Origin of the sequence: Vibrio sp. M260112 (genome assembly GCF_036533775.1) — a bacterium.
Taxonomy (GTDB): Bacteria; Pseudomonadota; Gammaproteobacteria; order Enterobacterales; family Vibrionaceae; genus Vibrio.
Genome location: NZ_JATABH010000019.1, coordinates 46,787 through 69,952, shown reverse-complemented (window position 1 = coordinate 69,952; position 23,166 = coordinate 46,787). Strand labels below are relative to the sequence as shown.

The 23,166-nt window shown below is 43.1% G+C and carries 28 protein-coding genes, 2 pseudogenes and 1 riboswitch; of the genes and pseudogenes, 12 read left to right on the top strand and 18 right to left on the bottom strand.

Going from position 1 to position 23,166, the window contains the following annotated elements:
- Both tnpB and tnpA read right to left on the bottom strand, forming a co-directional pair.
- Positions 1-331: pseudogene (tnpB, locus tag QTN95_RS10585) on the bottom strand (IS66 family insertion sequence element accessory protein TnpB); the annotation flags it as partial.
- A gap of 5 nt (positions 332-336) precedes the next feature.
- The gene (gene tnpA, locus QTN95_RS10580) at positions 337-657 is read right to left on the bottom strand and encodes an IS66 family insertion sequence element accessory protein TnpA (RefSeq protein ID WP_331417448.1); all 321 of its coding nucleotides are present in this window, start codon (positions 655-657) and stop codon (positions 337-339) included.
- Positions 658-736: 79 nt separating this feature from the next.
- Here tnpA and QTN95_RS10575 point away from each other — a divergent pair.
- A pseudogene (locus QTN95_RS10575) lies at positions 737-886 on the top strand (IS4 family transposase); the annotation flags it as partial.
- 44 nt (positions 887-930) lie between these two features.
- On the opposite strand, the gene QTN95_RS10570 reads toward QTN95_RS10575, so the two are convergent.
- From QTN95_RS10570 to QTN95_RS10560, 3 genes are read right to left on the bottom strand one after another with little or no spacing between them, the layout of a single operon-like run.
- Positions 931-1,464 carry a hypothetical protein gene (locus QTN95_RS10570; protein WP_331417454.1) on the bottom strand — a complete coding sequence of 178 codons (534 nt, stop codon included), beginning with the start codon at positions 1,462-1,464 and terminating at the stop codon, positions 931-933.
- Positions 1,461-2,426 carry a hypothetical protein gene (locus QTN95_RS10565; protein WP_331417447.1) on the bottom strand — a complete coding sequence of 322 codons (966 nt, stop codon included), beginning with the start codon at positions 2,424-2,426 and terminating at the stop codon, positions 1,461-1,463. Before QTN95_RS10565 ends, QTN95_RS10570 begins: the two co-directional genes overlap by 4 nt.
- A gap of 4 nt (positions 2,427-2,430) precedes the next feature.
- Positions 2,431-3,420 carry a radical SAM protein gene (locus QTN95_RS10560; RefSeq protein ID WP_331417446.1) on the bottom strand — a complete coding sequence of 330 codons (990 nt, stop codon included), beginning with the start codon at positions 3,418-3,420 and terminating at the stop codon, positions 2,431-2,433.
- Between the two features lie 390 nt (positions 3,421-3,810).
- On the opposite strand from QTN95_RS10560, the gene QTN95_RS10555 reads away from it, so the two are divergent.
- A complete protein-coding gene (locus QTN95_RS10555) occupies positions 3,811-4,128 on the top strand; it encodes a hypothetical protein (RefSeq protein WP_331417445.1) in 318 nt (105 codons plus the stop codon).
- A gap of 409 nt (positions 4,129-4,537) precedes the next feature.
- Here QTN95_RS10555 and QTN95_RS10550 read toward each other — a convergent pair whose 3' ends face one another.
- Complete coding sequence (locus QTN95_RS10550) at positions 4,538-5,434, bottom strand: LysR family transcriptional regulator (RefSeq protein WP_331417444.1); 897 nt, start codon at positions 5,432-5,434, stop codon at positions 4,538-4,540.
- 141 nt (positions 5,435-5,575) lie between these two features.
- Here QTN95_RS10550 and QTN95_RS10545 point away from each other — a divergent pair, with 141 nt between their 5' ends.
- Positions 5,576-7,207: a glycoside hydrolase family 13 protein gene (locus QTN95_RS10545; protein WP_331417443.1), complete on the top strand. Its 1,632-nt coding sequence runs from the start codon at positions 5,576-5,578 to the stop codon at positions 7,205-7,207.
- A gap of 47 nt (positions 7,208-7,254) precedes the next feature.
- Here QTN95_RS10545 and QTN95_RS10540 read toward each other — a convergent pair whose 3' ends face one another.
- Both QTN95_RS10540 and QTN95_RS10535 read right to left on the bottom strand, forming a co-directional pair.
- Positions 7,255-7,875, bottom strand: a complete 621-nt coding sequence (locus QTN95_RS10540) for a DsbA family protein (RefSeq protein ID WP_331417442.1) — start codon at positions 7,873-7,875, stop codon at positions 7,255-7,257.
- Between the two features lie 66 nt (positions 7,876-7,941).
- Positions 7,942-8,868: a LytR/AlgR family response regulator transcription factor gene (locus tag QTN95_RS10535; RefSeq protein ID WP_331417441.1), complete on the bottom strand. Its 927-nt coding sequence runs from the start codon at positions 8,866-8,868 to the stop codon at positions 7,942-7,944.
- A gap of 251 nt (positions 8,869-9,119) precedes the next feature.
- Between QTN95_RS10535 and QTN95_RS10530 the strand changes: the two genes are divergently transcribed.
- Positions 9,120-9,368 carry a hypothetical protein gene (locus tag QTN95_RS10530; protein ID WP_331417440.1) on the top strand — a complete coding sequence of 83 codons (249 nt, stop codon included), beginning with the start codon at positions 9,120-9,122 and terminating at the stop codon, positions 9,366-9,368.
- Between the two features lie 64 nt (positions 9,369-9,432).
- Here the strand turns inward: QTN95_RS10530 and QTN95_RS10525 are convergent, their stop codons facing one another.
- From QTN95_RS10525 to QTN95_RS10510, 4 genes are all read right to left on the bottom strand, one after another.
- On the bottom strand, positions 9,433-10,698 hold the full coding sequence (locus tag QTN95_RS10525) for a RidA family protein (protein ID WP_331417439.1): 1,266 nt from the start codon (positions 10,696-10,698) through the stop codon (positions 9,433-9,435).
- A 516-nt stretch (positions 10,699-11,214) separates the two neighbouring features.
- The gene (locus QTN95_RS10520; protein WP_331417438.1) at positions 11,215-11,712 is read right to left on the bottom strand and encodes a fasciclin domain-containing protein; all 498 of its coding nucleotides are present in this window, start codon (positions 11,710-11,712) and stop codon (positions 11,215-11,217) included.
- A 339-nt stretch (positions 11,713-12,051) separates the two neighbouring features.
- Positions 12,052-12,273 carry a DUF3820 family protein gene (locus QTN95_RS10515; protein WP_138970523.1) on the bottom strand — a complete coding sequence of 74 codons (222 nt, stop codon included), beginning with the start codon at positions 12,271-12,273 and terminating at the stop codon, positions 12,052-12,054.
- Positions 12,274-12,344: 71 nt separating this feature from the next.
- Complete coding sequence (locus QTN95_RS10510) at positions 12,345-12,701, bottom strand: helix-turn-helix domain-containing protein (protein ID WP_138970524.1); 357 nt, start codon at positions 12,699-12,701, stop codon at positions 12,345-12,347.
- 325 nt (positions 12,702-13,026) lie between these two features.
- Positions 13,027-13,114: riboswitch (cyclic di-GMP riboswitch) on the top strand.
- Between the two features lie 71 nt (positions 13,115-13,185).
- Here QTN95_RS10510 and gbpA point away from each other — a divergent pair.
- Entirely contained in the window at positions 13,186-14,649 is a 1,464-nt protein-coding gene (gene gbpA / locus QTN95_RS10505; RefSeq protein ID WP_331417453.1) for an N-acetylglucosamine-binding protein GbpA, read from the top strand.
- A gap of 57 nt (positions 14,650-14,706) precedes the next feature.
- On the opposite strand, the gene QTN95_RS10500 is transcribed toward gbpA, so the two are convergent.
- Positions 14,707-15,873, bottom strand: a complete 1,167-nt coding sequence (locus tag QTN95_RS10500) for a D-alanyl-D-alanine carboxypeptidase family protein (RefSeq protein ID WP_138970525.1) — start codon at positions 15,871-15,873, stop codon at positions 14,707-14,709.
- Between the two features lie 191 nt (positions 15,874-16,064).
- Positions 16,065-16,421, bottom strand: a complete 357-nt coding sequence (locus tag QTN95_RS10495) for an NADH:ubiquinone oxidoreductase (protein WP_269375044.1) — start codon at positions 16,419-16,421, stop codon at positions 16,065-16,067.
- A 473-nt stretch (positions 16,422-16,894) separates the two neighbouring features.
- Here QTN95_RS10495 and QTN95_RS10490 point away from each other — a divergent pair, with 473 nt between their 5' ends.
- Complete coding sequence (locus tag QTN95_RS10490; RefSeq protein ID WP_269375045.1) at positions 16,895-18,058, top strand: threonine/serine exporter family protein; 1,164 nt, start codon at positions 16,895-16,897, stop codon at positions 18,056-18,058.
- 42 nt (positions 18,059-18,100) lie between these two features.
- On the opposite strand, the gene QTN95_RS10485 is transcribed toward QTN95_RS10490, so the two are convergent.
- Positions 18,101-18,310: an alternative ribosome-rescue factor A gene (locus QTN95_RS10485; RefSeq protein WP_138970527.1), complete on the bottom strand. Its 210-nt coding sequence runs from the start codon at positions 18,308-18,310 to the stop codon at positions 18,101-18,103.
- A gap of 209 nt (positions 18,311-18,519) precedes the next feature.
- Positions 18,520-18,642, bottom strand: a complete 123-nt coding sequence (locus QTN95_RS10480) for a hypothetical protein (protein WP_269375047.1) — start codon at positions 18,640-18,642, stop codon at positions 18,520-18,522.
- Positions 18,643-18,690: 48 nt separating this feature from the next.
- On the opposite strand from QTN95_RS10480, the gene QTN95_RS10475 reads away from it, so the two are divergent.
- The 3 genes from QTN95_RS10475 to nqrM all read left to right on the top strand — a co-directional run bounded on the left by QTN95_RS10475 (position 18,691) and on the right by nqrM (position 19,823).
- Entirely contained in the window at positions 18,691-18,900 is a 210-nt protein-coding gene (locus QTN95_RS10475) for a cold-shock protein (RefSeq protein ID WP_038204438.1), read from the top strand.
- 246 nt (positions 18,901-19,146) lie between these two features.
- A complete protein-coding gene (locus QTN95_RS10470) occupies positions 19,147-19,623 on the top strand; it encodes a NifB/NifX family molybdenum-iron cluster-binding protein (RefSeq protein WP_331417437.1) in 477 nt (158 codons plus the stop codon).
- Positions 19,624-19,628: 5 nt separating this feature from the next.
- Complete coding sequence (gene nqrM / locus QTN95_RS10465) at positions 19,629-19,823, top strand: (Na+)-NQR maturation NqrM (RefSeq protein ID WP_331417436.1); 195 nt, start codon at positions 19,629-19,631, stop codon at positions 19,821-19,823.
- Positions 19,824-19,830: 7 nt separating this feature from the next.
- Here nqrM and QTN95_RS10460 read toward each other — a convergent pair whose 3' ends face one another.
- The gene (locus QTN95_RS10460; protein WP_331417435.1) at positions 19,831-20,112 is read right to left on the bottom strand and encodes a DUF134 domain-containing protein; all 282 of its coding nucleotides are present in this window, start codon (positions 20,110-20,112) and stop codon (positions 19,831-19,833) included.
- Between the two features lie 57 nt (positions 20,113-20,169).
- Between QTN95_RS10460 and QTN95_RS10455 the strand changes: the two genes are divergently transcribed.
- The 3 genes from QTN95_RS10455 (at position 20,170) to QTN95_RS10445 (ending at position 21,869) form a co-directional block, all read left to right on the top strand.
- Positions 20,170-20,646 carry a PaaI family thioesterase gene (locus QTN95_RS10455; protein ID WP_331417434.1) on the top strand — a complete coding sequence of 159 codons (477 nt, stop codon included), beginning with the start codon at positions 20,170-20,172 and terminating at the stop codon, positions 20,644-20,646.
- 139 nt (positions 20,647-20,785) lie between these two features.
- On the top strand, positions 20,786-21,325 hold the full coding sequence (locus QTN95_RS10450) for a YaeQ family protein (protein WP_331417433.1): 540 nt from the start codon (positions 20,786-20,788) through the stop codon (positions 21,323-21,325).
- The gene (locus QTN95_RS10445) at positions 21,318-21,869 is read left to right on the top strand and encodes a hypothetical protein (protein WP_331417432.1); all 552 of its coding nucleotides are present in this window, start codon (positions 21,318-21,320) and stop codon (positions 21,867-21,869) included. Before QTN95_RS10450 ends, QTN95_RS10445 begins: the two co-directional genes overlap by 8 nt.
- Before the next feature lie 29 nt (positions 21,870-21,898).
- Here QTN95_RS10445 and hmpA read toward each other — a convergent pair whose 3' ends face one another.
- Positions 21,899-23,074, bottom strand: coding sequence for an NO-inducible flavohemoprotein (gene hmpA / locus QTN95_RS10440; protein ID WP_331417431.1), 1,176 nt, complete (start codon positions 23,072-23,074; stop codon positions 21,899-21,901).
- Positions 23,075-23,166: the final 92 nt, after the last annotated feature.

The following is a 23,166-nucleotide window of genomic DNA, read 5'->3' as shown; positions in this document are numbered from 1 at the left end:
AAATCGTTTATTTCAATGGGTTTATGGCCGATAATCGTGAAACCTGAAAGCAGTCTCTCAAGCTCGAATTGAGTCAGGATAAACACTTCGTTTTGCTCTTTTGTAGGCCATTTGTACTTGGCTTTTTCGAGGCGTTTATACCAGAGAGCAAAGCCTGTTTATCCCAGTACAACACTTTGATTTTGTCGCGCTGTTTGTTGGTGAACAGGAACAGTGCGCCACTTCCTAAAGGTAAGTCGGTGTCACTTTCGATAATCGCAGCCAGGCCGTTGAGAGACTTTCTAAAATCGACGCTTTCACGATACAGATAAATCTCTGGAGCGTTGAGCATACGTTTCATGATAACGCACCGATAAGCTCAGCGAGATAGGCTGCTGGCGTGCCTTGCGGAATGCTCAACTCAACATCGTTGACAATCAGTGTCATGTTGGCCACTGCAATGTGAGTGACTTGATACCTAGTGGTTTTTTCAACGACTTCTGCTTTAACAAAGCCAACCGTGTTCGGTTTTTCGATGTGCTTTAACTGTTGGCGCTTAGCGTAAAAAGTGGAAAGGCTCAGTCCGTTACGTTCACAGAATAATCGTTGTGATAACTGGCTAGATTCATAGTGTTCAAACAGGGTTCGCCATTCTTGGTTAGTGCGTCGTTTGGCCATTTCAAATCTCCTTTGGGTTGGAGATTTGATCTTATTATTCGGGCTAGACGATTAGAATGCGGGTTTTATGACGCGCTTACGAACAAACTGTCACCATCCATCACCGAAGGTGTACTCTGACTCAGCAAAGGAGCCATGGGTATTAGCAACTGACTTACCAACGGCAGCTCGTACTCCCAAGCAGTTGGTGAGGCTTTACGCAAAGCGCATGCAGATAGAGGAAACCTTCTTAGCAACGGCCATGGCTCTAGCTGATCAGCTCTTAAAAGATGGCTATGCACTGGCGGATTTATCAGGGGATCCCTCAGAGTTTAGTATTTCATTAAACCAATTTGGTGCCTCACTCATATTTACACCATCTAAGCTAAATATAACCTTTTCAAACTTAGAATTTTTTATAGAGACCACTACATACTTTCCAACACCATTAGTTACTAAAAAAGCAGATAAATTAGACTTAAGAGTAAAGCTACCAGCTTTATATCTAAATATACTCACTCCATTGTTTCTATACTTTATTTGGTTGTTAAAAATAAGCTCGTCAACAATTTCGATATTTATAATGCTATCTTTACTTGCAGTGTAAGACCATATCAAGCCATCAATTGATAAACCGTCCTCAGATATGGTTACTTTGCTTGTATTAATCTGATATATAATACCTAGATACACACAAGCCACCAAGACAAAAATCAGTCCATTCAAGCTAAAAAAATCAGATTTAGAGATAGTCAAGTAAAGAGCAGAGATAAAAATTGCACTAATCACGACATTACTTAAATATCCCGCAGATATGTTTTGTGTCATTGTCCAACTCCAGCATTATCTTCAATTATACGATTCATCGCACTAATAACATTGTCATATTCAGGACCCTGAATGCTAATAAGACCAAGAGCCAACGAAGCGTCTATTGCTGCTTTTGCTTCTTCTTTTTTCATTTCAATAAATGCTTTAGAGGCCAAAGTAGTATTGCCAACCTCATCTGCGAATGACTTAATAGCTGAGTAATTGTCAGCAGGCATATGGCAACCATTATTCGCGCAACTACCTCCACCACCAGCCCCCCCACCAACAGTAAAGGCAGCACTAGTCGCAACATAAACTCCTGTCGCTGCCACTACGTAAACAGCTCCAGCAACCAGTGCTACTCCAGCGATGACAACTGCAACACCTGCCACAACTTTCGTTTCATTTTGTACAGCCTTAGATAAGAACTCATAATCATTTGGAGTGGATACTTTCGCAAACATACTTGCCGTTCTTTCTCTGACATTTTTATTTTTAATTAGTACGTCTCTCATTTGTTCAGACATTTGACTACTGGCATTTCCATTAGTAATACCTCTATTTGTTAGTTCTGATAAAAGAGAGTAGTAATCACCAGCTGAAGCCATCTCTTTTAAATAAGGATCACTAAGTGCCGCTATCAGTTTATGTTCATAAGTGGCACCAATGCTTTTTTTTACATCAGTATTTATTTCTGAATTATTAAACTTCCTCATGTAAGAAGACGCGTTATTTACTTCTTTCCACATGTTTTCCAACTTCCCTAAATCTTCCCAAACATCTTGAGGTAAATTGGTTTGGCTCAGTTTTAGTTTTAACGCTGAGTCAATATTAACTTCAGGATTATCTTGAATACTTCGTGGTTTTCCAAACTCTCTTTCTTGATCATTGGTCCTATTTAAACCATCAAAAGCTTGAGGTGATGATGCTATCAATGCTGTACCAATAACCCCAAATTGTGTTAATTTTTTTACATCCATCTGACTATCCTGTTAATTCTTGTAGTTTTACTTTATTAATAACTCTAACAACGTGTGAATTGTAATTGATAATTAATGATTTTTTTATTTCTTCATCTTTATAAAGTATTGCACATGCTTGGCAGGGATGATTTATAGTCATTAACTTATCTCTAGAAACTCCAAGATGTTTAAGTATTTGAAAGGCTCCCTCTGTCTTTATCCATATTTTTAAAAAATCATCTATTTGTTTACCATAATTTTCCACTTGACTCATATGGCCAAGATTCATTTCATCAATATGGGACATTGTAATACCACAACAAGCGGCTATTTCTTTATCTGGAGTAACAACCACAGTATCAAACAGGTTGTCACAACCATAATTTAAGCTAGAAACAGTTTGCTCCTCTTGTCTAATTTCATTTTGTTTGTCAAAGCGAACCCATGAGTTCACCTGAATTTTGATGCCTGGTGAATCCTTATCAAGCTCTTCTTGAATAAGACTTTCAGCGCGAAGCCTTTCAAAACAAGACGACGAATCAGAATCCGTTTCGACTGTAATGAGAGTCGGTATACCAAACTCAGTTAGGGCTTTTACTGCATTAACAATAGTCTTATGATATACATATTTCTGATGTGACTTACCTGTAGATATATTTATTTCACCTATACCTGAATCAACCAGTTTTTGACAATAATCACGAGCTCTAAATAAATTCTTAGCCCAATATGCATTAGTCACACAACGAGTGATAAAGCCCATCTCAGTGCACATAGAAATTAAAGCGAAGAGTTTCTCTTTAAGAATAAAACATTCACCTCCAGTAAAAACAATCAGCTTTATCGAAGGGTATTCCTGACTTGCATTAATGATGAACTCACGGATCTCATCATAGGTAAGAGTTTTGTCTATGCTGGGGCTGCATTCAAAACAGCAATCTTCACAAGCCGCTGTGCATCTATAAGTCGTAATTACAGATATAGTCGAAGGGGCAATATTAGTAATAAACATGCAAATAATTCTCAATACCAATTGAGTTTTATAAAACCACACGCACATTGTAAGAGCAAAGGTAGATATTGAATTTGAGATAGATATCACGCAATAAACTATTGATATTATTGACATATAAAGAAAATTACATAATTGTAAGTTGTACTTCTTGAAGTAACTCTTTGACTGAAATCCACAACTCATGCTTTTCATTTGTCAGCTAATGAACTTGAATCATGTTTCTGACTCAAGTGACATCTATTGATCTTTATTCATATTCTTAAAGCACTTCATTGCATAACAATAAACATGAAATTAAAGTCTTATCCAGTATAAATAAATGGTAAACCAGCAGCCATTACTGGAGGTGCGATTAGTTGCGGAGGGGTAACGATTGGTAGTGGTACAGTGAACATCGGTGATGTATATCAGCCTGCGGAAATGTCTGCGTTATCATCTTCATTGTCTTCAATTGAGTCTCAAGCAGCTATTCAAACTAAAGCTCAAAATGCACATTCCTCAGCGAGTGTAACCGAAGTTGGCACTTCGAAAACCGCTCAAATTCCACAAGGTTCAGGTTATTGGCCACCGTATGACTTTACTAAAAGTGAACAACTTGAGCTCGCTAAAGGGTTAGGTGGCATGGGTTCAGCACTTGACTGGGCTGACAATGAATTTGGGGTGTCTGATGCGTTAGTTGATTTGTTGAAAACGGGTCAAGAATGAAGAAGATACAAATCTCAGGAATTATTTTTTTGCACTTTTTCTTGCCGGCTATTTGGCAATTGGAGCGCCAGCAGAATTAGCACTCCCCTTTCTACCCTTAGAGCTAAGAGTCAGGTTGCTTGGATACCAATCCTACATTGCATTAGCAATTCTTCCTCCTTTACTCTTAGGAGGTATTGGCATAATGACACATCATTTATGTAAAGTGTATCCATGAGTCACGAACTTCTTCTAAAAATAGCTGGAGAGTCTATGCAAAAGATTTAAGTTTGTGCAAGTCGTCATCCGGTATAGCTGGTGGTTAAAAGTTGGCTACAAGCATTTAAGGTATCAAGATACATTTCCTAATCTGATATAAACGTTCTAGAGCATGGCAAGTGATATAGCTTTTCCCTATAAAATAAATTAGTCATCTCTCGGCTTGACTACAAATGAGATCCATCAGAGTTTGTGTGGGCTCAGTGAAATTGCCAATTTTAGTGTAGATACCGACCTGACCCAGTTGCTGTTGATTCACCCACAACATTTTCAACCCCGCCCGTTCAAAATGCGCTTTCATCTCTGAGGTATAAGGCATGATCGCATTGCTCATTTTGACCAGAGCAACACTTGCCGAGAGAGAATCAAGCTCATACGTCACTCGCGTATCACAAGCCGCAGCGCTAAATAGTTCGACCCCTTCCTCCGTTAATACATCCCCATGACGAGCGTGATCGGGAGTAACCTTAACCAGCGGATAGTTCACTGCTTTTTCGACAATATTGTCCTGCTCCAGTAAGGGGTGGTCGGGTCTGACATACCAGGCTTCACGCTCTTGGAATAGAGGGGTAAAACGAACCCGATACTGAGAGTTAATGCCGTTAATTTGATGGCCGACAAACAAGTCAATTTCGTCATTGATCAAGTGGTGTAACATTGACAGACCATTACCAAATTCGACGTGCATCGAGCTGTTTGGAAACTGTCGAGTAAACTCCTCAATCGCCTGCGCCGCAAAGCACTCCCACCAAGCCTCGCCCACACCTAGCTTAACTTTACCACTGCTTCGCATCTTCATATCAGACAACTGATGAATCATCTGAGTGTGCTTCTCTTGTACATCCTGCACATAACCCAAGTAAACTCGCCCATATTCGGTGAGTTCAACCCCTTTCGACTTGCGAATGAACAAGTCTGTACCCAACTGCTGTTCAAGTTTCTTGATTGCTGTTGTGAGTGATGGCTGACTAATAAAGAGCTTATCTGCGGCAGCCTTGATACTCCCCTGGCGGGCCACTTCGTAAAAATAGCGAGACTGTTTATCCATGCTCAACCTCTCCTTAGAATAGAGGTGTCAGAGTAACTTTTGATATTGATTTTTTCTATATCAAAATTCAAATAATCAATTATTTTTGTCGCCAAAAATTCGCTATATTTCCCTCAACAATTCGAATATTAGGGCAACAAAATGGACAAACGTTGGTGGCATAACAGTGTGGTATATCAAATCTATCCACGTAGTTTTTGTGATTCAAATGATGATGGTATCGGTGACCTTCAAGGCATCATCAGTAAGCTAGATTACCTCCAAAATCTGGGAATTGACGTGATCTGGCTTTCTCCAGTCTATCAATCTCCGATGGACGACAACGGCTACGATATTTCAGATTATCAGGCCATCGCTCCTGAGTTTGGCACCATGGACGACATGCGAGCACTCATTGAACAAGCCAAACAGCGTGGTATCCGCATTGTAATGGATTTAGTAGTAAACCATACCTCGGATGAACATCCATGGTTTGTCGATGCAAAACAAAGCGCTGACAGCAAGTATCGCGACTTTTACATTTGGCGAGATGCGAACGCAGACGGCACGCCACCAAGTGATATCGGCTCTATTTTCGGAGGTAGCGCTTGGCAGTGGGACGAGCACAACCAGCAATACTACTTTCACCTATTCTCAAAACGCCAGCCTGACCTTAACTGGGAAAACCCGCTACTTCACGAACACATCTTTGCGATGATGAACTGGTGGATTGACCAAGGTATTGGCGGCTTCCGTCTTGATGTCATCGATCTGATTGGTAAAGAGATAGATAAAGGTATTACAGGGAATGGTGAACGTCTACACCCACTGTTACAACAAATGAATCAAGCCACCTTTGGCAGCAAAGACCTTCTAACGGTGGGAGAAACTTGGGGAGCAACACCTGAAATTGCCAAATTGTACAGTGACCCCGCAAGGCAGGAATTGTCCATGGTGTTCCAGTTTGAGCACATTACACTGACATGGCAAGACGGCGATAAATGGCAACCCATTCCACTCGACCTAAATAGGTTTAAGCAAGTTCTCACCAAATGGCAGGTCGAACTCAACAACCAAGGTTGGAACTCACTGTTTTGGAACAATCATGACTTACCGCGTGTTGTGTCTAAATATGGATGCGACAAACAATACCGAGTTGAATCAGCGAAAATGTTGGCAACCACGCTGCACTTTATGAAAGGGACACCTTATATCTATCAAGGTGAAGAGATTGGCATGACCAATGTAGCCTTCGATACCATCGATCAATATAAAGACATCGAAACGCTCAATTTTTACCAAGTGAAAACCGAATCAGGTACAAGTCACGAGCATATGATGGAGGCAATTCACCAAAATGGTCGTGACAATGCTCGTACACCGATGCAATGGAATAACGACAATCAAGCGGGTTTTACCAACGTAACACCTTGGATTGCAGTCAATCCAAACTATCCACACATTAACGTGGCAGATGCCCTTGCCAATCATGATTCAATCTTTTATCACTACAAACAGCTAGTATCCTTGCGTAAAACCCATCCTGTCATCGTCTACGGTGATTTCATTCCGCTGCTCGAACAACATCCGCAAGTGTTTGCCTATGAGAGAAAAGATGATCAACAACACTTTGTGGTCGTGAGTAATTTTAGTGCCGAAAGGCTAATCGTCCCATTACCAAGTCACCTGCAAAGTCGTAAGGTAAGCACCTTGATCACCAATAGCGTTGCACTTACTGAGTTAGGGAACTCACTCACGTTGAGCCCGTATGAATCTTTTGCCCTAGAGCTTTAAAAAAAACACCGGACACGAGTCCGGTGTTGTTCTTTTCAATCATGTCCTTACCAAGACAGAATCTGTTCGACTTGCTCAATCGTTGCTTCTGCGGACTGATAATCCACTTGCAGCTCTATAATTCCTTGCTCGTTGGCAACAAACAGTGAAGGAAAGCTGTTGCCACCGATACGACGAGCAAACTCCAGCTCTTGAAGAAACTCTTGGTTAAGCTCTGCTGAGAAAAAATCCACTTCAAATTTTGCTGTATCCAGCCCTATGTTGGCTGCAAGAGAGAGTAGAACCTCATTGTCACTGGGGTTTCTTGCCTCTAGGTAATAAGCGTGTTGAATCGCACTCAACATGGCTTGCTCAGCTCCTTGCTTGCGAGCGGCAAGGACAGCCCGACATGACGGATAGGTAGAACGACGAGGCGTATTCTTTTGCCAGAAATCATAGTTAAACTCTGTACCAAGAAAATCCTCTATTTTCTTCCAATATGAGGCGATTTGGTGTTGCATCTCTTCTGGCATCGGCTGATCGGAATCCGGTGCCAAACCACCAAGTACGTACTGTATCTCTATCTTGCTTTCTAGCTGTTGCGATACTTTCTGCCACACGGGTTTATATCCCCAACACCATGAGCACATGGGATCATAGACATAATAGAGTTTGTTGTTGGTCGACATATTACCGCTCCTTCGGTGAGCTCTTAGATAGGGTGTTAGAGTGAGACTACACAGCTTGTCTCTCGATTACCACAAATTGGTAAACTGGCTTTGCATTGCACGACTCACTGGCAGCTTTTCTCCTCCAATCACAACCACCATCTTACCGGTAATGACTTTTTTGACCTTTTCAACCGCCGACACATTGACAATCGTTGAACGATGAATCTGCCAAAACTGCTGCGGATCTAACTGCTGCAATAACTCTCTCAGCGAAGTTCTCAACAAGTACTCCACCTTTTTATCACCCTCTTTGGCAAAAAGAGACACGTACTTGTCCTCAGCTTTAAAAAAGAGGACATCACTCGCTGCGATAAGATGAATGTCGTCCCCTCTGCTGGCACGCAACCAACTCAAATAAGTCGGCTTCGCTTGCATATCTGATATCCATTGCTGCGCCTGATGCTTATCTTCCGCTCGAAGTGCAGCACGTATTGCGTAGAGATAAACCCAAAAGATTGCATCGTAGTCCTGCTGTTTAAACGACTCGTCAGCAAGCAGTTCAATATATAAGTCGTAGCCTCGTTCGAAGTGATTGAACATATCGGGAAGCGAAGTGAACGTCGCACCTGCAATCGATCTAGCCAGTAATGACTCTGGCAGTCCCTGACGAATCTGTTGCTGTTCAATTGGCGTCGATTGGCTGGCTAATAGATCGAGCCCCTTACTGATCGTCGCAAGCCCCTGCTCCGTGTATTTCATCTTGTTCCACGGCATATAAGCATCACGGCCCATTAATGTCTGGGTACTGCCCAAGTAGACAAGACTCAGCGGATCAGCACCATGCTCTGCAATCTGCTGCTCTAACTGCTGGTGAACTTGCTCCACTTTGTCTTCGTCACCTGCCGCTGCCAAGTTGTATTCGGCGATGACGGCCTCTGTTGGCGTAGAATACGAGGGAAAGGCTGTGAGTAAGCTACATAGAATGAAGCTAGCGAATGTTACTGTTTTCATCTGACTATTCCTTTGATCGTGTGATGGTCAAAGATTACGCTCAGAGAAAAAAGTATTCAGAGTAATGAGACGAACGGGCATTCAAAGGCGTGAATGGCACAAACACGGATTAAATGGCAAGCGGTTGAGGCCAACCTAGGGTGCAGCAGTGGATTTTAGCCACTATGATCGTTAAAGTAGCGACAAAATAAGAATCACCTCTCTGAATAACAAAAACATGCAGAGAAGGTTAGAGCAAAGAGATAACTCCGATGATCAAAGACGACAAAATTATTGCTGATTTAGCAGAACTTGAAGCTTTCCTTATCGCCGTCGAGAGCGGTGTGTTAGAGCTTAAGAATGCCGCAGGCGTTGTCATGGCAACCAACAACCAGGACGGCCGCCGATTCGTTGCTGTACTAGACGATAAGCACCAACTCATTTTAGGCCGTTGGGTTACAGAAGAAGTGTTCCAAACAGGACAAGATTTGGTGCGCAACGGCCCAAGCCGCAAGCACTAAAACCGCACAGTTAGAAAATAAAACCTGTTCATTGAACAGGTTTTATTTTAATGACAAATTAATATCAGTGTTGTGGTAGTGTACCTTCACCATTCGACATCACTACATCGATCTGAACCAAGGCATCTTGTTGAATTGCCGCGACACCAACAACCGTTCTTGCGGGTAAATCACCCTCAAAGTAACGAGTATAAACGTCATTCACCGTTTCCAGATCCGCAATATCTCGCAACTGAATGTTCACCTTAACAATATCGTCCATAACATGGTTAACGCTTTCAACGATCACTTTGATGTTGTTTAAGCATTGCTCTGCTTGCTCTCTCACACCACCAGCAACAATCTGGTTTGATTGCGGATCTACAGGCAACTGCGCAGCGATATGGTTGTAATGCGAGAATGCGACTGTCTGAGTGTACAATGGGCTTAACGGCGCCTTCTCAGTATTGTTTGCACGGATCACAATGCCATGTCGATCTTCGACTTCTTGTGGTGGCGTACCGTCACCATGAGAAACAACAACATCAATCTGAACCAACGCTTGCTGTGGTAGTTCTTTTGCAGCGGCTACCGTACGTGCAGGAACATAAGCGACAGTGCGAGCAATCGCTGAATCCGGGAAGAAAGTGCTGTAGACTTCATTCACTGCGTCTAAGTCAGCTAAGTCTTTTAGATAGATTCCTACTTTTACAATGTCGTCAAACGGTACATCAATACTTTCTAGGATTGCTTTCACGTTTTGTAGGCACTGTGCCGCCTGCTCTTTAACTCCACCCGCAACGATGTCACCAGTCTGTGGATTGATTGGTAACTGTGCTGACACATTGTTGTAGTGTGAGAATGCAACTGTCTGTGTGGATAGTGAGTGCACTGGTGCTTGCTCTGTATTTCTAGACAGCTTAATCAACGGGCATGGTTCTTGAGGTGCAGTCCCTTCGCCATTAGAAATTAAAGCGTCCATTTGCACTAACGCGTCACCTAATGGAAGGGCATCAACTGCAACAACCGTTCTTACTGGTAATAGGTTTTGGAAGAACGTCGCGTACACTTCATCAATAGCAGGAAGATCAGACATATCCTTGAGGAAAACGTGAATTTTTACCACATCATCCATAACATGATTGATGCTCTCTACGATCGCTTTAATATTCTCAAGACATTGCTTCGCCTGCTGCTTAATATCACCTGCGACAATATGACCAGTGTTAGGTTCGATCGGTAATTGCGCTGAAATATTGTTGTAGTGAGAAAACGCCACACTCTGTGTTGATAATGGGTTAATTGGAGCCAGTTCAGTATTTCTTGAGACCTTAATAATTCCGCCACTCATTTCGATGCTTATCCTTCTATTAAGATTTATTTATATCTTTATTTTGGTAGGGTTTAGTTTTGTTAAATAAGTGCCGAGATAGTATGGCAACAACCCAAACTGGATTGTGACTAAATTCAAATTATGATTTCACTAGACATATGCCTAACACTGGATAATTAATCACATAGAGACTAATTATCCGTAAATAGAGACTTTTCCTCATTCCAACGACCTAATTCACTCTAGTATTGCGTAATAGGTGAATACATACCCATGGTTAAACTTGCTGATATAAGAAGTTTTCGTTCGTTTCTGATAGCGCACTCACAACAAACTGACCGATAAGCCTACGGAAGCGTGTTTCTACTGCTAATTATCTCGCTAGAATTGCATAAACTTTTCATGCTCGATTGCGGATTTCCATCCGAGCGATTTGCTGACTATCGATTTTGTGTTGCTGCATGGCTTCTACCGTTCAGTCAAAGAAAAGGGCAAAGCGACGCTCTGCCCTGATTAAAGAATTAGTTTCGAGACTTACTTGGGTAGAATGACTTGGTCAATAACGTGAATGACACCGTTGCTAGCTTTGACGTCAGTCGCAACCACATTGGCATTGTCAACCATGACGTTACCGTCCACCACTTTGATCATCACATCTTGTCCTTGTACAGTGGTTGCTTTGTCCAATTTGACAACATCAGCCGCCATTACCTTTCCTGCAACAACATGGTAAGTAAGCACTGCTACCAACTTATCTTTGTTCTCTGGTAGAAGTAACGATTCCACTGTGCCTTTTGGTAACTTGGCAAAGGCTTCATCCGTTGGTGCAAAGACGGTGAATGGGCCATCGCTCTTTAACGTGTCGACCAAGCCAGCTGCTTTGACTGCCGCGACAAGCGTAGTGAATGAGCCGTTTTCGACTGCTACATCAACAATGTCCGCTTTCATACCATGGTTGTGTGCTTGTGCTGGCAAAATAAACGTGAATAACGCGATTAAAGCTACCGCAAGTGAAATTGTATATTTAAACATGAGTCCATCCTTTAAGTGAGGAGCTATGCTCCATTTAGCTGTTGTCTTGCTCACTAATGTCTCCGCAACGGATTTGTAAACAGATCATTTTTGTAAATCTCAACCGCTAATACTCTAAACAACAGTTTGTTGTATTTTGTGGCCGCCATTCCATAGAGAGGCGAAGAAACGAGTAGGGAATCTCGTGAAGGAAGCTCTGTGTTTAATTGGCTTATCACTGGATCTTTAAAGCCACATACATAACAAGGACAGGCACCATAAAAACTTGGTGACATCAAAGAGAGTCATACTCAAAGGCCCCATATCCTTCAATGAATATGGGGCCTTTGCAAGTCGAGGCTATTGAGGTCTTTTCAGCGGTTTAACCACACTGTCGAGGCCTTCAATCTTCAGCGCTAAGCACAACTGCATAAGTTCGCCGAGTTCCCCTTCAGGAAACTGCTTCTTGTTGGCAAACCAAAGCAAATATTCTTCAGGCAAGTCAATCAATACTCTGCCTGCGTACTTTCCAAAAGGCATTTGCATACGTGCAAGTTTAATCAAGTTTTCTTTTTCTAGCATAAGACTGAATAAACAAGGTATTAGAGCCGTAGGGTAACACCGATTATTTAACTCGGATAGCAGTGCCTTAATCAAACGTTAGGATGGACAGTATGGGCGTACTCAACAACCACTTGATTGCCTTCAATATAGGCATTTTGTATTTCACCATCAACGCTCATACGGCTTTGCAGGTAGACCACTTTTGGACCGTTCTGATTGTCTTCTTTCAATGAGGGGACAACGTTTTGAGGTTCGATGCGTAACAAGCGGCAAAAATGACTAATAAACGACATGGTTAACGGCGTCTCGCCACGTAGCACCTGAGAAAACGTCAACTGATTCATACCGAGTTTCTTAGCAAACTCCATCTGTGTCAGGCGCATTTTTGATTTCTGAGACATCCAGATTTGATACAGCGCCTCTCGGTCTCTATCTGTGAATTCCATGTTTGGTCCTTGTGTAACTCTATTTAATTAATTGTCAGTCTTTTCATACAAGGCGTTGTCAGCGCGGAGTTAGCGAAAATCAAAGGTTCTGTTTCGTCTATGGGCATAGCGCTATTTGATGGAATCAGGCTTACCCATTAATTCATTCACAAAGCAAATCAATCAACTGGAATAAGTTGGTATTTTTAATAAAACGATCTAGGTAAGAAATAGATAATTCGCAAGTCAAATTATCAACAACTTATTCAATTCGAGAATGCAATTCCATATTCATTCGATGCCGTGGATTTTGCGGATTCCTTTGGCTACATTCTTCCCGCTCAATTATCACTTCAGGCAAACTATCCGAAAGGTTAGGACGCAAAGCCACCGGTCTGTCGACGTTTAATGTCTATGATAGCGGGGCTGCCGCTTGGTCTAGTCACCAAGTGTTTTCGCGTGCCGGAGTGTCATCTTAACTGTCAGTTATAAAAAAGGACAAATGATGCACAAACTGCCAAACAAATCCCTCATCGCCCTCGCTTTGATCAGCGTCAGTGGCGCGAGTTACGGTCACGGTTATGTCTCTGCATACGAGAATGGTGTCGCAGAAAGTCGCGTTGCACTGTGTAAATTCCCAACCAGTGACACCAATGAGAAGAACACCAACTGTGGCGCCATTCAGTATGAGCCGCAAAGTGTCGAAGGCCCAGATGGCTTCCCTGAAGCAGGTCCAAGCGATGGCAAAATTGCCAGCGCTGCCACTACCCTAGCGGCGGCTTTAGATGAGCAGACCGCTAACCGCTGGGTAAAACGTCCTATTCATTCTGGAACTCAAAATTTTGAATGGACATTTACCGCAAATCATGTGACTAAAGATTGGAAGTACTACATCACTAAACAAGGATGGAATCCAAATCAGCCACTTGCCCGTGAATCATTTGATTTAACGCCTTTCTGTGTGGTTGATGGTGGCATGGCTCAGCCTCCAAAACGTGTCAGCCACCAATGTAACGTACCAACACGTGAGGGATACCAGGTTATCTTAGCGGTTTGGGACGTAGGCGATACTGCTGCGTCATTCTACAACGTAATAGACGTTCAATTTGATGGTGACGCACCCGTAGTTCCAGACTGGAGTCAGTCAGGCCAAATCAACCCAGGACTTAACCTAAATATTGGCGATAGTGTCTACACCCGCGTATTTGATCAAAACGGTGAAAATGTCTCTTACAGTACTGAATTAGTCATAGAAACCGCTGAACAAGGTCAGGCAAATAACTGGTCTTACGCGCTAGCGTCTAAGATCAATCAAGAGCAAAGCCTAATTCGAGCTGGTCAGTTGAATGATCGAGGTGAGTTTACTCCTGTCTATGGTACAAACCCTGTATACATCAAAGCAGGTTCCGGCTTAAATAGCGTTGAGATCGGCTATAAACTTGAAGCACCAGAGCCAGATTATCGCTTAGATGTTACAGGGCTGGAAGATGAATACCTAATTGGTGATGCCGCAACACAAATCAACCTAACACTTGAAGCAACTGGCGACCTTAATGCAGAGCTCACTGTGTTCAATCATCACCGTGAACCTCTGGCATCCTACACTGCGCCACTGGCTGACGGAGAACTGAGCAACACGACTCTAACGCTGTCAAAGTCTGAAGCCGGACATCATATGCTAGTGGTCGTGATAAAAGACCAGCAAGGCAGTGTCGTTGACCAGAATACGCTTGATTTTCACCTGATTGAAGAGGCAACACCACCACCATCCGATGATTATGACTATGTCTTCCCTCAAGGCATGGAGAACTACACTGCTGGCACAAAAGTACTTGCTGTTGATGGTGGCATTTACCAGTGTAAACCGTTCCCATATTCAGGTTACTGTGTTCAGTGGTCGCCTTCTGCAAACCACTATGAACCAGCAGTAGGCTCACACTGGCCTTCGGCTTGGGACAAGCTAAACTAACCAGTAATAAAAGCGGATGCCATGGCATCCGCTTTGCTACTTTTTCAATTCAGGGTTTTAAAACCATCCTAGAACCAATCGTTTAACCCAGTCGAGCAACTTCTTGAACAGGCCACCCTCTTCAACATCTTGTTGAGCGATTAGAGTAGCGCTTGCCACTTGTGTACCTTCAACACTGTAGATCACCTCTCCTACCGCGTCGCCTTTTCGAATAGGTGCTTCTAGCTCACCTTTGTACTCGATTTCGGCCTTGAGCTTATTAGCATCTCCTTTAGGCAAGGTAATCATGACCTGTTCAGATACCCCAACAGGTACAGAGTCCTGACGTCCCATCCATACCTTGGCTTCGGCTAATGTGTCACTCAGTTTGGTCGGTGAAACTGTATCGAAGAAACGGAATCCATATGAGAGTAACTGTTTACTTTCTGACTCTCGACTTTTAGTGCTGGTTGAGCCCATAACCACAGAGACTAAGCGCATTTCACCGTTGGTGGCAGACGTTGCCAAACTGTAGCCAGCTCCACTGGTGTAGCCGGTTTTCATTCCGTCAACATTGAGGCTGCGATCTCTCAATAATCCATTTCGGTTGTACTGCGTAATGCCGTTATAGGTAAAGGCTGTTTCACTGTATAACGGATAGATATCGGGTAGATCTCGAATGATCGCTTGGCTAAGAAGTGCAATATCGCGTGGCGTAGAATAAAGCCCTTGGCTATCCAGTCCATGTGGATTGGTAAAGGCGGTGTTATCTAGCCCTAACTTTTGCGACCAATTGTTCATCAAGCTCACAAACGCGTCTTCACTACCAGCCACATGCTCCGCAATCGCGACGCTAGCATCATTACCCGACTGAACGATCAAGCCACGATAAAGATCCATCAATTCAACGTTTGTTCCCACTTCGATAAACATTTTCGAAGAGTCAGGAAAATTTTTCGCCCATGCCTTAGCACTGATTTTTACCTGATCATTCAAAGAAATATTACCGCTTTTTACTTCTTGTCCCGCAACGTAAGCCGTCATCAATTTAGTCAAGCTCGCAGGATTAAGCTTCTGATCGGCATTTTTTTCCACTAGAACGGTACCAGTGTTGTAGTCAATCAGAATATAGCCTTTCGCTCCAAGCGCAGGAGGATCGGGAATAATTGTCGGGGCAGAATACGCTCCGAATGAGAAAAGAAGTGTCGGAAGAAGTGCTGTCGATTTTATTAAACGCAATGTCATGATATGCGACGTCTCACTTTAGTTAAATATGGTCGGGTTCAGTATAGACAACCGCCAAACAGTTTCAGCCGCTTTGAAACCAATCGTTACTATTGAGTCATGTTTTTCGCAATTAACACCGAATCAACCCTGGCGAGAAATAAAAAAACCAGCAGTATTAACCGCTGGTTTTCAATTTGTTCACTTTTAACTTAAGCCAGCTTCATCGCGGCTTGTTTGTTCATCATGCGTTCACGGTGAGAGAACCACAAGTATGTCGCTGCAATCGAGAAGAATAGGTATGAAAGCGCAAACACAAATGGTGAGCTAATAAGCTCTTGTGACATACCCCAACTCACTCCTGCAACTGTGATTGCAATCTTTGAAAACAGACCACAGATAAGAAGAAGTAATGCTAACTGTGGAAAACGGCTGCTTCTAAACGCAAACCAATAACAGCTACCCACAGCCATGGTCGAGATGTAAAGGCCGAGCAAAAATGAATGTAAGTGATCTGCTGATGCTACGCCTGCAGTAATTGAAATCATAAAGAGTATGAATAGTTTCATGTCTTGCCTCGCTTTTTAAACTGGGAAAAAGCTTCCTTTCATTTTTGAAATCTCATTTTGCGCATATTTTCATCGTTTGGCTTGGTAATATCAAGCAGTAATTTGTTGCAAAACTTGTTCAAAAAACAACCAACAGACAGATGTTAACATCTGGTTACAATACCGATTTCATTAGCCTTAGAGAAAGAAAGGGTTAACCACATATTTAAGAAAAGCCAACTTATGGACATCACAATTCAGTAACATTTGTTTACCTATAAAATTCCTTAAAAATTGTGACTAAACACAGCAAATGCCAGCCACAAAGCAGGCCTTTTGCTAGGCGAAACTTAAGATTGCTCAAATAGACAGATTACAAAGAAAAATAAAGGCCAATTTAAGTGTGAGCTTAACCACTGTTCCCAATTTTCCAGCTCGAATCACAACTTGGGGTCTGATACCTTTGCGCAACCCATTTTTAGGTCACACACACCATGCCTTCCCAGTACCGAATTGATAAAATTGTAGAGATAGGTGACACTCTTCATCGCAGCGGTTGCGCACCGTACAAACTTGAAAAGTACACTCAATTTTATGCACGTAAACACGGCGTAGATCTGATGATTCAAGCGACGCCGACGACCGTTAACTATCAGTTTCCTGAAGACAACAATGCTGTTGTAATGAAACGCCACCAGCCTGCATCAATTAATCTCAGTCTGTTGGCTAATACCATTATCCGCATCAATCAACCCAGCAGCGAACCGGTTCCTGAGCCTGTCGGATACCCGAAATGGGTAATCGCATTAGCCAATATGGCTATTCCCCCAGCCTATCTGATGCTAGTGGGCAGTACCATGGAAGCGATAGTGTTCTCCGTATTTTTGGGGTTTGTAGTTTGGCTAACGCAGCAGGTGTGTAAAGCTCGTCGCTCCATCGCCGTAGAATTTATTGCCGCCTTGCTCACGGGGATTCTGGTTGCTTTCTTCGCCAGCACTGGCTTTGCAATCCCTATCTGGGCTCTATGTATTGCTGCAATAGTTCTATTCGTGCCCGGCTTATCGATTGCGAACTCGCTAGAGTGCCTTGCATTCAATGATTTAGTATCCGGTACCAGTTTACTTGGCCAGAGTGCGTTGACGCTAATAAAGCTGTTTGTCGGCATCGTTATGGGGCTAAATATTGGCGAGGCGATATGGGGGCAAGCGGAAAGCATAAAATACGTCAACGAAGTGCCATTCTGGATGCATATCTTTGGACTATTTCTGATTTCCATTTCACTGAGCATCATATTTAATGCGCGTCCTACCGATATCTTATTAGGTTTACCCGTTGCCGCATTGGGCATGTGGGGACCATTTTATCTTGGTTTTGACAGTGGGTGGGTCGTCGGCACTTGGGTAACAACCGTCTTAATCACGCTATACGGCACTTGGGTTGCAAAAAAAATGGACCTGACGGGGTCTATCTATATTGTTCAAGGCATCATTATTTTGGTTCCGGGTAGCCGAGTACTGATCAGTGCGAGCCAATCAGTATTTGAGCAATCAATTTTACCGATCCCTAGTATTGGGCTCTCAGCCTTGTTTATGTTCTCTGCTATCGTCGCAGGGCAAGTCACAGCGTACTCGATTTATTCGCCAAGAATTGAACGCTAACATCCATTGATTCAGCAAAAAGCCCTATTCAAACGTCGCTAACTAAGCGGCTTTTGAATAGGGCTCTTTCCCCTTGTGTTTCATGTTTCTTCTGAAACTTCCTTTGCCTTTTTTCGCTTTTTCTACTCTTGCTCGAAACAGCTTACTGGTCACAACGGCTTTAAGGGCGTTATCTTTTATCTGACCTCGACCGACCTCTAATTCTGTGTCGAGATCCGTGAACTCATGGCTTGAGTCACTTAACTTTTTCATAATCCATTCCTCTGAATGATAGTTTACATACAGCTGGTTTCTGCGCTGTTTCTACTCACATTTTTATCGTTAAGTAGAACAATCAACCAAGCCTTCGAATGTTACACTATTTATGCGCTAATCAGTATTATTTTCGAAATTATACCTAGCGCAAATTTTCCAATGAAAACCCCTATTTATGGCGTGCAAATCCCCTGATTTTTATTGACTTAGTTGCACTTCTCTTTAGACTGGATGCCAGCTAGAAAACGGTTCTTGTTTACTTTCGCCGTTTCGTTGGATGTATGAATATCTACCGTAACGTCGTACGCATTAGCAATCTCCTTTTCCACGCTATCGGTGCCGTATGGCTTTTACAAGATTTATCAAGGATATACATTATGTCTAACACTGTTACTGGTACAGTTAAATGGTTCAACGAAACTAAAGGTTTCGGTTTCATTCAACAAGAAAACGGTCCAGACGTTTTTGCACACTTCTCTGCAATCACTGGCGACGGTTTCCGTACTCTAGTAGAAGGCCAAAAAGTTGAGTTCGTAGTATCTCAAGGCCAAAAAGGTCCTCAAGCTGAGAACATCAAAGTACTTTAATTGTTAAGTACCACAGTTTTTCGATAGCCAGCTTCAAGCTGGCTATTTTTATACCCTAAATATGCCCATACCATTGAACTTCCCTAGCGCTAAACTCTTCTAACGCACCTCCTATCTCACCCTGCCTGAGAGACACAATTCTTCCTCACAACACCACTCAGTGGATCTTAATTTCTCATTATTAGTTTTTGGCATATGCCAAAAACTAATACTATAGTGTCTCTGTCACAAGATAAGGAGTTTACTATGTTATTCGCCATCCCATACCACGGAGCGTCTGTTCACAATCACTTATCTAAAGCCCCTCAGATCATGCTTTGGGATAGCAAGGAACAAACCAAGCGCGTGCTTGACTTACCCCCTTCTTCAGCGTGTTGTGAGCGTAAAAAATATTGGCAAAGTGTTGTACAGGAGAACAATATCGACGCTGTCATCGTTCGCTCTATTGGAACCAATATGCTTAACACTCTATTTAAAATGCATGTCACTGTGCTAGCTGCACCGCGCCAGTTCGACCTTGAACGGTTTGATACCAACGTGTTGAAGCCCATTACCGACATTAATTTTGCGCGCCCTTCAGTCAAAAAGCACAACGCAACTTGCTCAGGAGATTGCCCTACTCACTCTATATCAGCGAACAAACAAGCGAGGGCCAGCAAGTTGTCACCTAAGGCGATGAGCCATCTTGCTAAGGTGTTTAAATGCACCACTCACGCAGAGTAGTAGCTATGACCTATTTGATTAGCTTTGCTGTTTTTATAACTGTGGTTGGCATGATGGCGATAGGAGTCGTATTAAAACGCCATCCGATACAGGGGAGCTGTGGCGGTCTTGCCACTATAGAGATAGAAAGAGAATGCAACTGCGTAGAAATCTGCGCTCAACATTCTCGCAAATTATACCAAATTGAAGAGCCGAACTAAGTAGGAGCTATTGTTCACTAGCCAATATCAACGCATGACCATGCACTAAGCTCTGCGCTACTTTACTACGTGCACGCTTAACAATATTGGCAAAAGTTTGTCTTGATACCTTCATGATCGTTGCCGCTTCCAATTGGCTTAAACCATCCAAATCAGCTAGACGCAACGCTTCGAGTTCATCCTCAAATAACTCGATTTTTTCGAGCTGAGAAAGCGGCACCCCATTGGGTTTAAAGCATTCGTAACTTGCTCTGCCACATATGTTTCGCTTTATTTTTGGCCTCGCCACTTTGTTCCCCTTTACGTTTTATGGGCTCAATGTTGCTCTCTAACTTTGCGGTATTTTATGACTATTCACAAACCCAAAAATCATCAACAGTGCGCTATATGTTGCCAGCCTTTTTTCAACCACCATACCAAGATTCACTTTATCGCGATGCCAAACGGTGGTGTACAGGGCGAAATTGTAGCAACAGAAGCTGCTCAAGGCTACCAAGGGGTAATGCAAGGCGGTGCCATTAGCGCTTTACATGATACCGCCATGACTCACTGCTTATTCTCTCAGCATGTCTGTGCTATGACAGCACAACTTGATGTGCGCTTTATACAGCCCATTCCTCTCAACACATTGCTTCGAGTTGAAGCGATATGCATAAAACATCGACGTGGATTGTATCTGTTAGAGAGCACTATTTACGTGGATGGTCAGTGCCACTCGAAAGCAGAGGCAAAATTTATAAGATGCGCCAAGGAGACAGTGACTACGGATAAAACAGACCTGCATTCACGCCATGTGAATGAGTCCCGAATTCCACCTGTGTAATTGAATTAATAAACAATCGGTTATGCTCCCGTTTTCTTGGGGACTGCTGTATAGTGAATTCCATTAACGTTTTACTATAAGAAAAGCCTCAGCGGTACTCCTATAGTACACTTCAATCATTTGGAACCCTTGAAAATACATGGCTCTTAAACCGACTATCTACAAATTCCGTATTTCACTTTCAGATACCAACCGTGACCTGTATGACTCGACGCAACTTACCGTTGCTCAGCATCCGTCAGAAACCGTTCCGAGAATGATGGCGCGAATTCTGGCCTTCTGTATTAAATGGCAGCCAGATTTAGCGTTGACCAAAGGCTTGTCGACCACTGAAGAACCAGACCTGTGGGTCAAATCTTTAGACGACCAAATACAGCTTTGGGTTGATATTGGAGAGCCTTCGCTCGACAGAATCAAAAAGGCGTGTCGCTTAGCCACTAACGTTGATGTGTTTTCATTTAACAGCAAATCTAATGTTTGGTGGGAACAAACTAAGAACAAGGCACATCAATACAACGCCAATATCTATCAGTTTGATTGGGATGGTATTGAAGCATTATCAGAAATTGTTGAACGCAGTATGGATCTGTCAGTCATGATTACTGGTGAAAGCCTGTTTGTTGATTGTGACAAAGGCTCATTTGAAATCTCATTGAAGAGCTTGCAGTCAAATGACTGAACTTGAGCTGTCGCTTAAAGCCATTGACGCCGACTCTATCCCAGCAATCACGCTACCTTGTTCAGCATGGGAGCAGTTTTGCAGCCGCCACGCGTCACTGTTTGCTAAAGCAAGGAGACGCAATCCAGATAAGCCCGCCACACATGGGCTGCTGGGTGTTCTCACTAAAGCCCATATGGAAGAGAGTTCAGCCCTCGAATCACAAATTGCATCGATTCAGGCAATGCAGGATGTATTGGTATCAAATCTCGGACAGGAGCACGCCGATAAATTTGAGCAGCAAGGCATCAAGCAACTTATTCTCGTTACCCATCTGTGGCTCTATCTTCAAGGCTATTTGAAGATGGACTTCAGTTTGGCCAATGATCATGCCGGCAATACGGCTCACTTGATCGCGACGCTCAACAAGCAAGACCCTCAATATCTGCGCACTCAGTTTCTCGAAAGCTACTACCACGGCAAGCAACGCGCCGCTGAGAATACTCAAGCGAAACCAGGCCTGATAGATTGGCTGCGTCGCATCTTCGGCAACTCGACTTCATAAAAAAATGGCCCTCATCGAGGGCCATTTTTTTATAGGTAAGTATGAGGGCCAAATACCTCATAGTGGATTCGATCTCGGTCTACACCAAGAGACTCTAGTTGACGCACTACCGATTCCATAAAACCGATAGGGCCACAAAGATAAAAATCGGCACTGTCTAAAGGTAGTTGATCGGCAATCAGGCTTACGTTGAGCTCCCCTTGAAACTCGGCATTGGCCTCTTCAAGATACCAAGTGAATGACTTCCAGTTGTTATCTTTCACAGCTCGTTCCGTATCCGCCTTGAAAGTATGCTGCTGTTCAGTGTTGCACGCATAGAGCACGCTGACATCTTGCTTATTCTGCGCAGCTAATGTCTGCATCATCGACTGAATTGGTGTTGCACCAACACCCGCGGAAATCAGCACCACTGGTTGCTGTTTCTCTTGGTAGAAGAAATCACCTGCTGGTGGGTAAAGGCGAACCACATCCCCTTCATGTACTTCATCATGTAGGTAGTTTGATACCAAACCTTTATGCTCACCCACTTCTCTTTTAACAGAAATACGGTAGTCAACGCCGTTCGGCTTTTGCGACAGTGAATACTGGCGAATCTCGTTGTATTCGCCCTCCGTAGGCTTTAATTCAATACCCACATATTGACCTGGTTGGTAGGTTAGAACATCCCCACCATCCTGCGGTACTAAAACAAAACTAGTCACAAACTGTGATTCCGGCTGCTTAGATTTAACCACGAAGTTGCGTGAGTTAGCCCAACCACCAACGGCCTGCTTGCGTTGCAGATAAAGTTCGCCTTCACGATCGATAAAGACCTGAGCCAAAAACAGGTACGCCGCTGTCCATGCTTCTTCAACTTCAGGGGTAAAGGCATCACTGGCCAGTTCACGTAGTGTTTCGATTAAGTGATGGCCAACAATCTGATAGTGTTCAGCTTGAATGTTAAAACTAGTGTGTTTGTGAGCAATGCGCTCGACAGCAGAAGTCAGTACTTGCAGATTATCAATATTCTTCGCGTACGCCGCCACAGCTTCAAATAGGGCGACGCCCTGACGACTGGTTTTTTGGTGGGTCATATTGAAGATGTCTTTCAGTTCTGGGTTGTGAGTAAACATTCTTTGATAGAAATGTTGGGTCAATGCAGGACCCGCTGATTCGAGTAGTGGAATTGTACTCTTTACGACTTCAATGTGCTGATTGTTGAGCATTCGAGTTTTCTCCTCATTATTTTAATTTTATTCGTAGCAGATATAGCAGGAAGAATGCCAACTTCAAAAATGTATCTAAACACTTGGTTTAG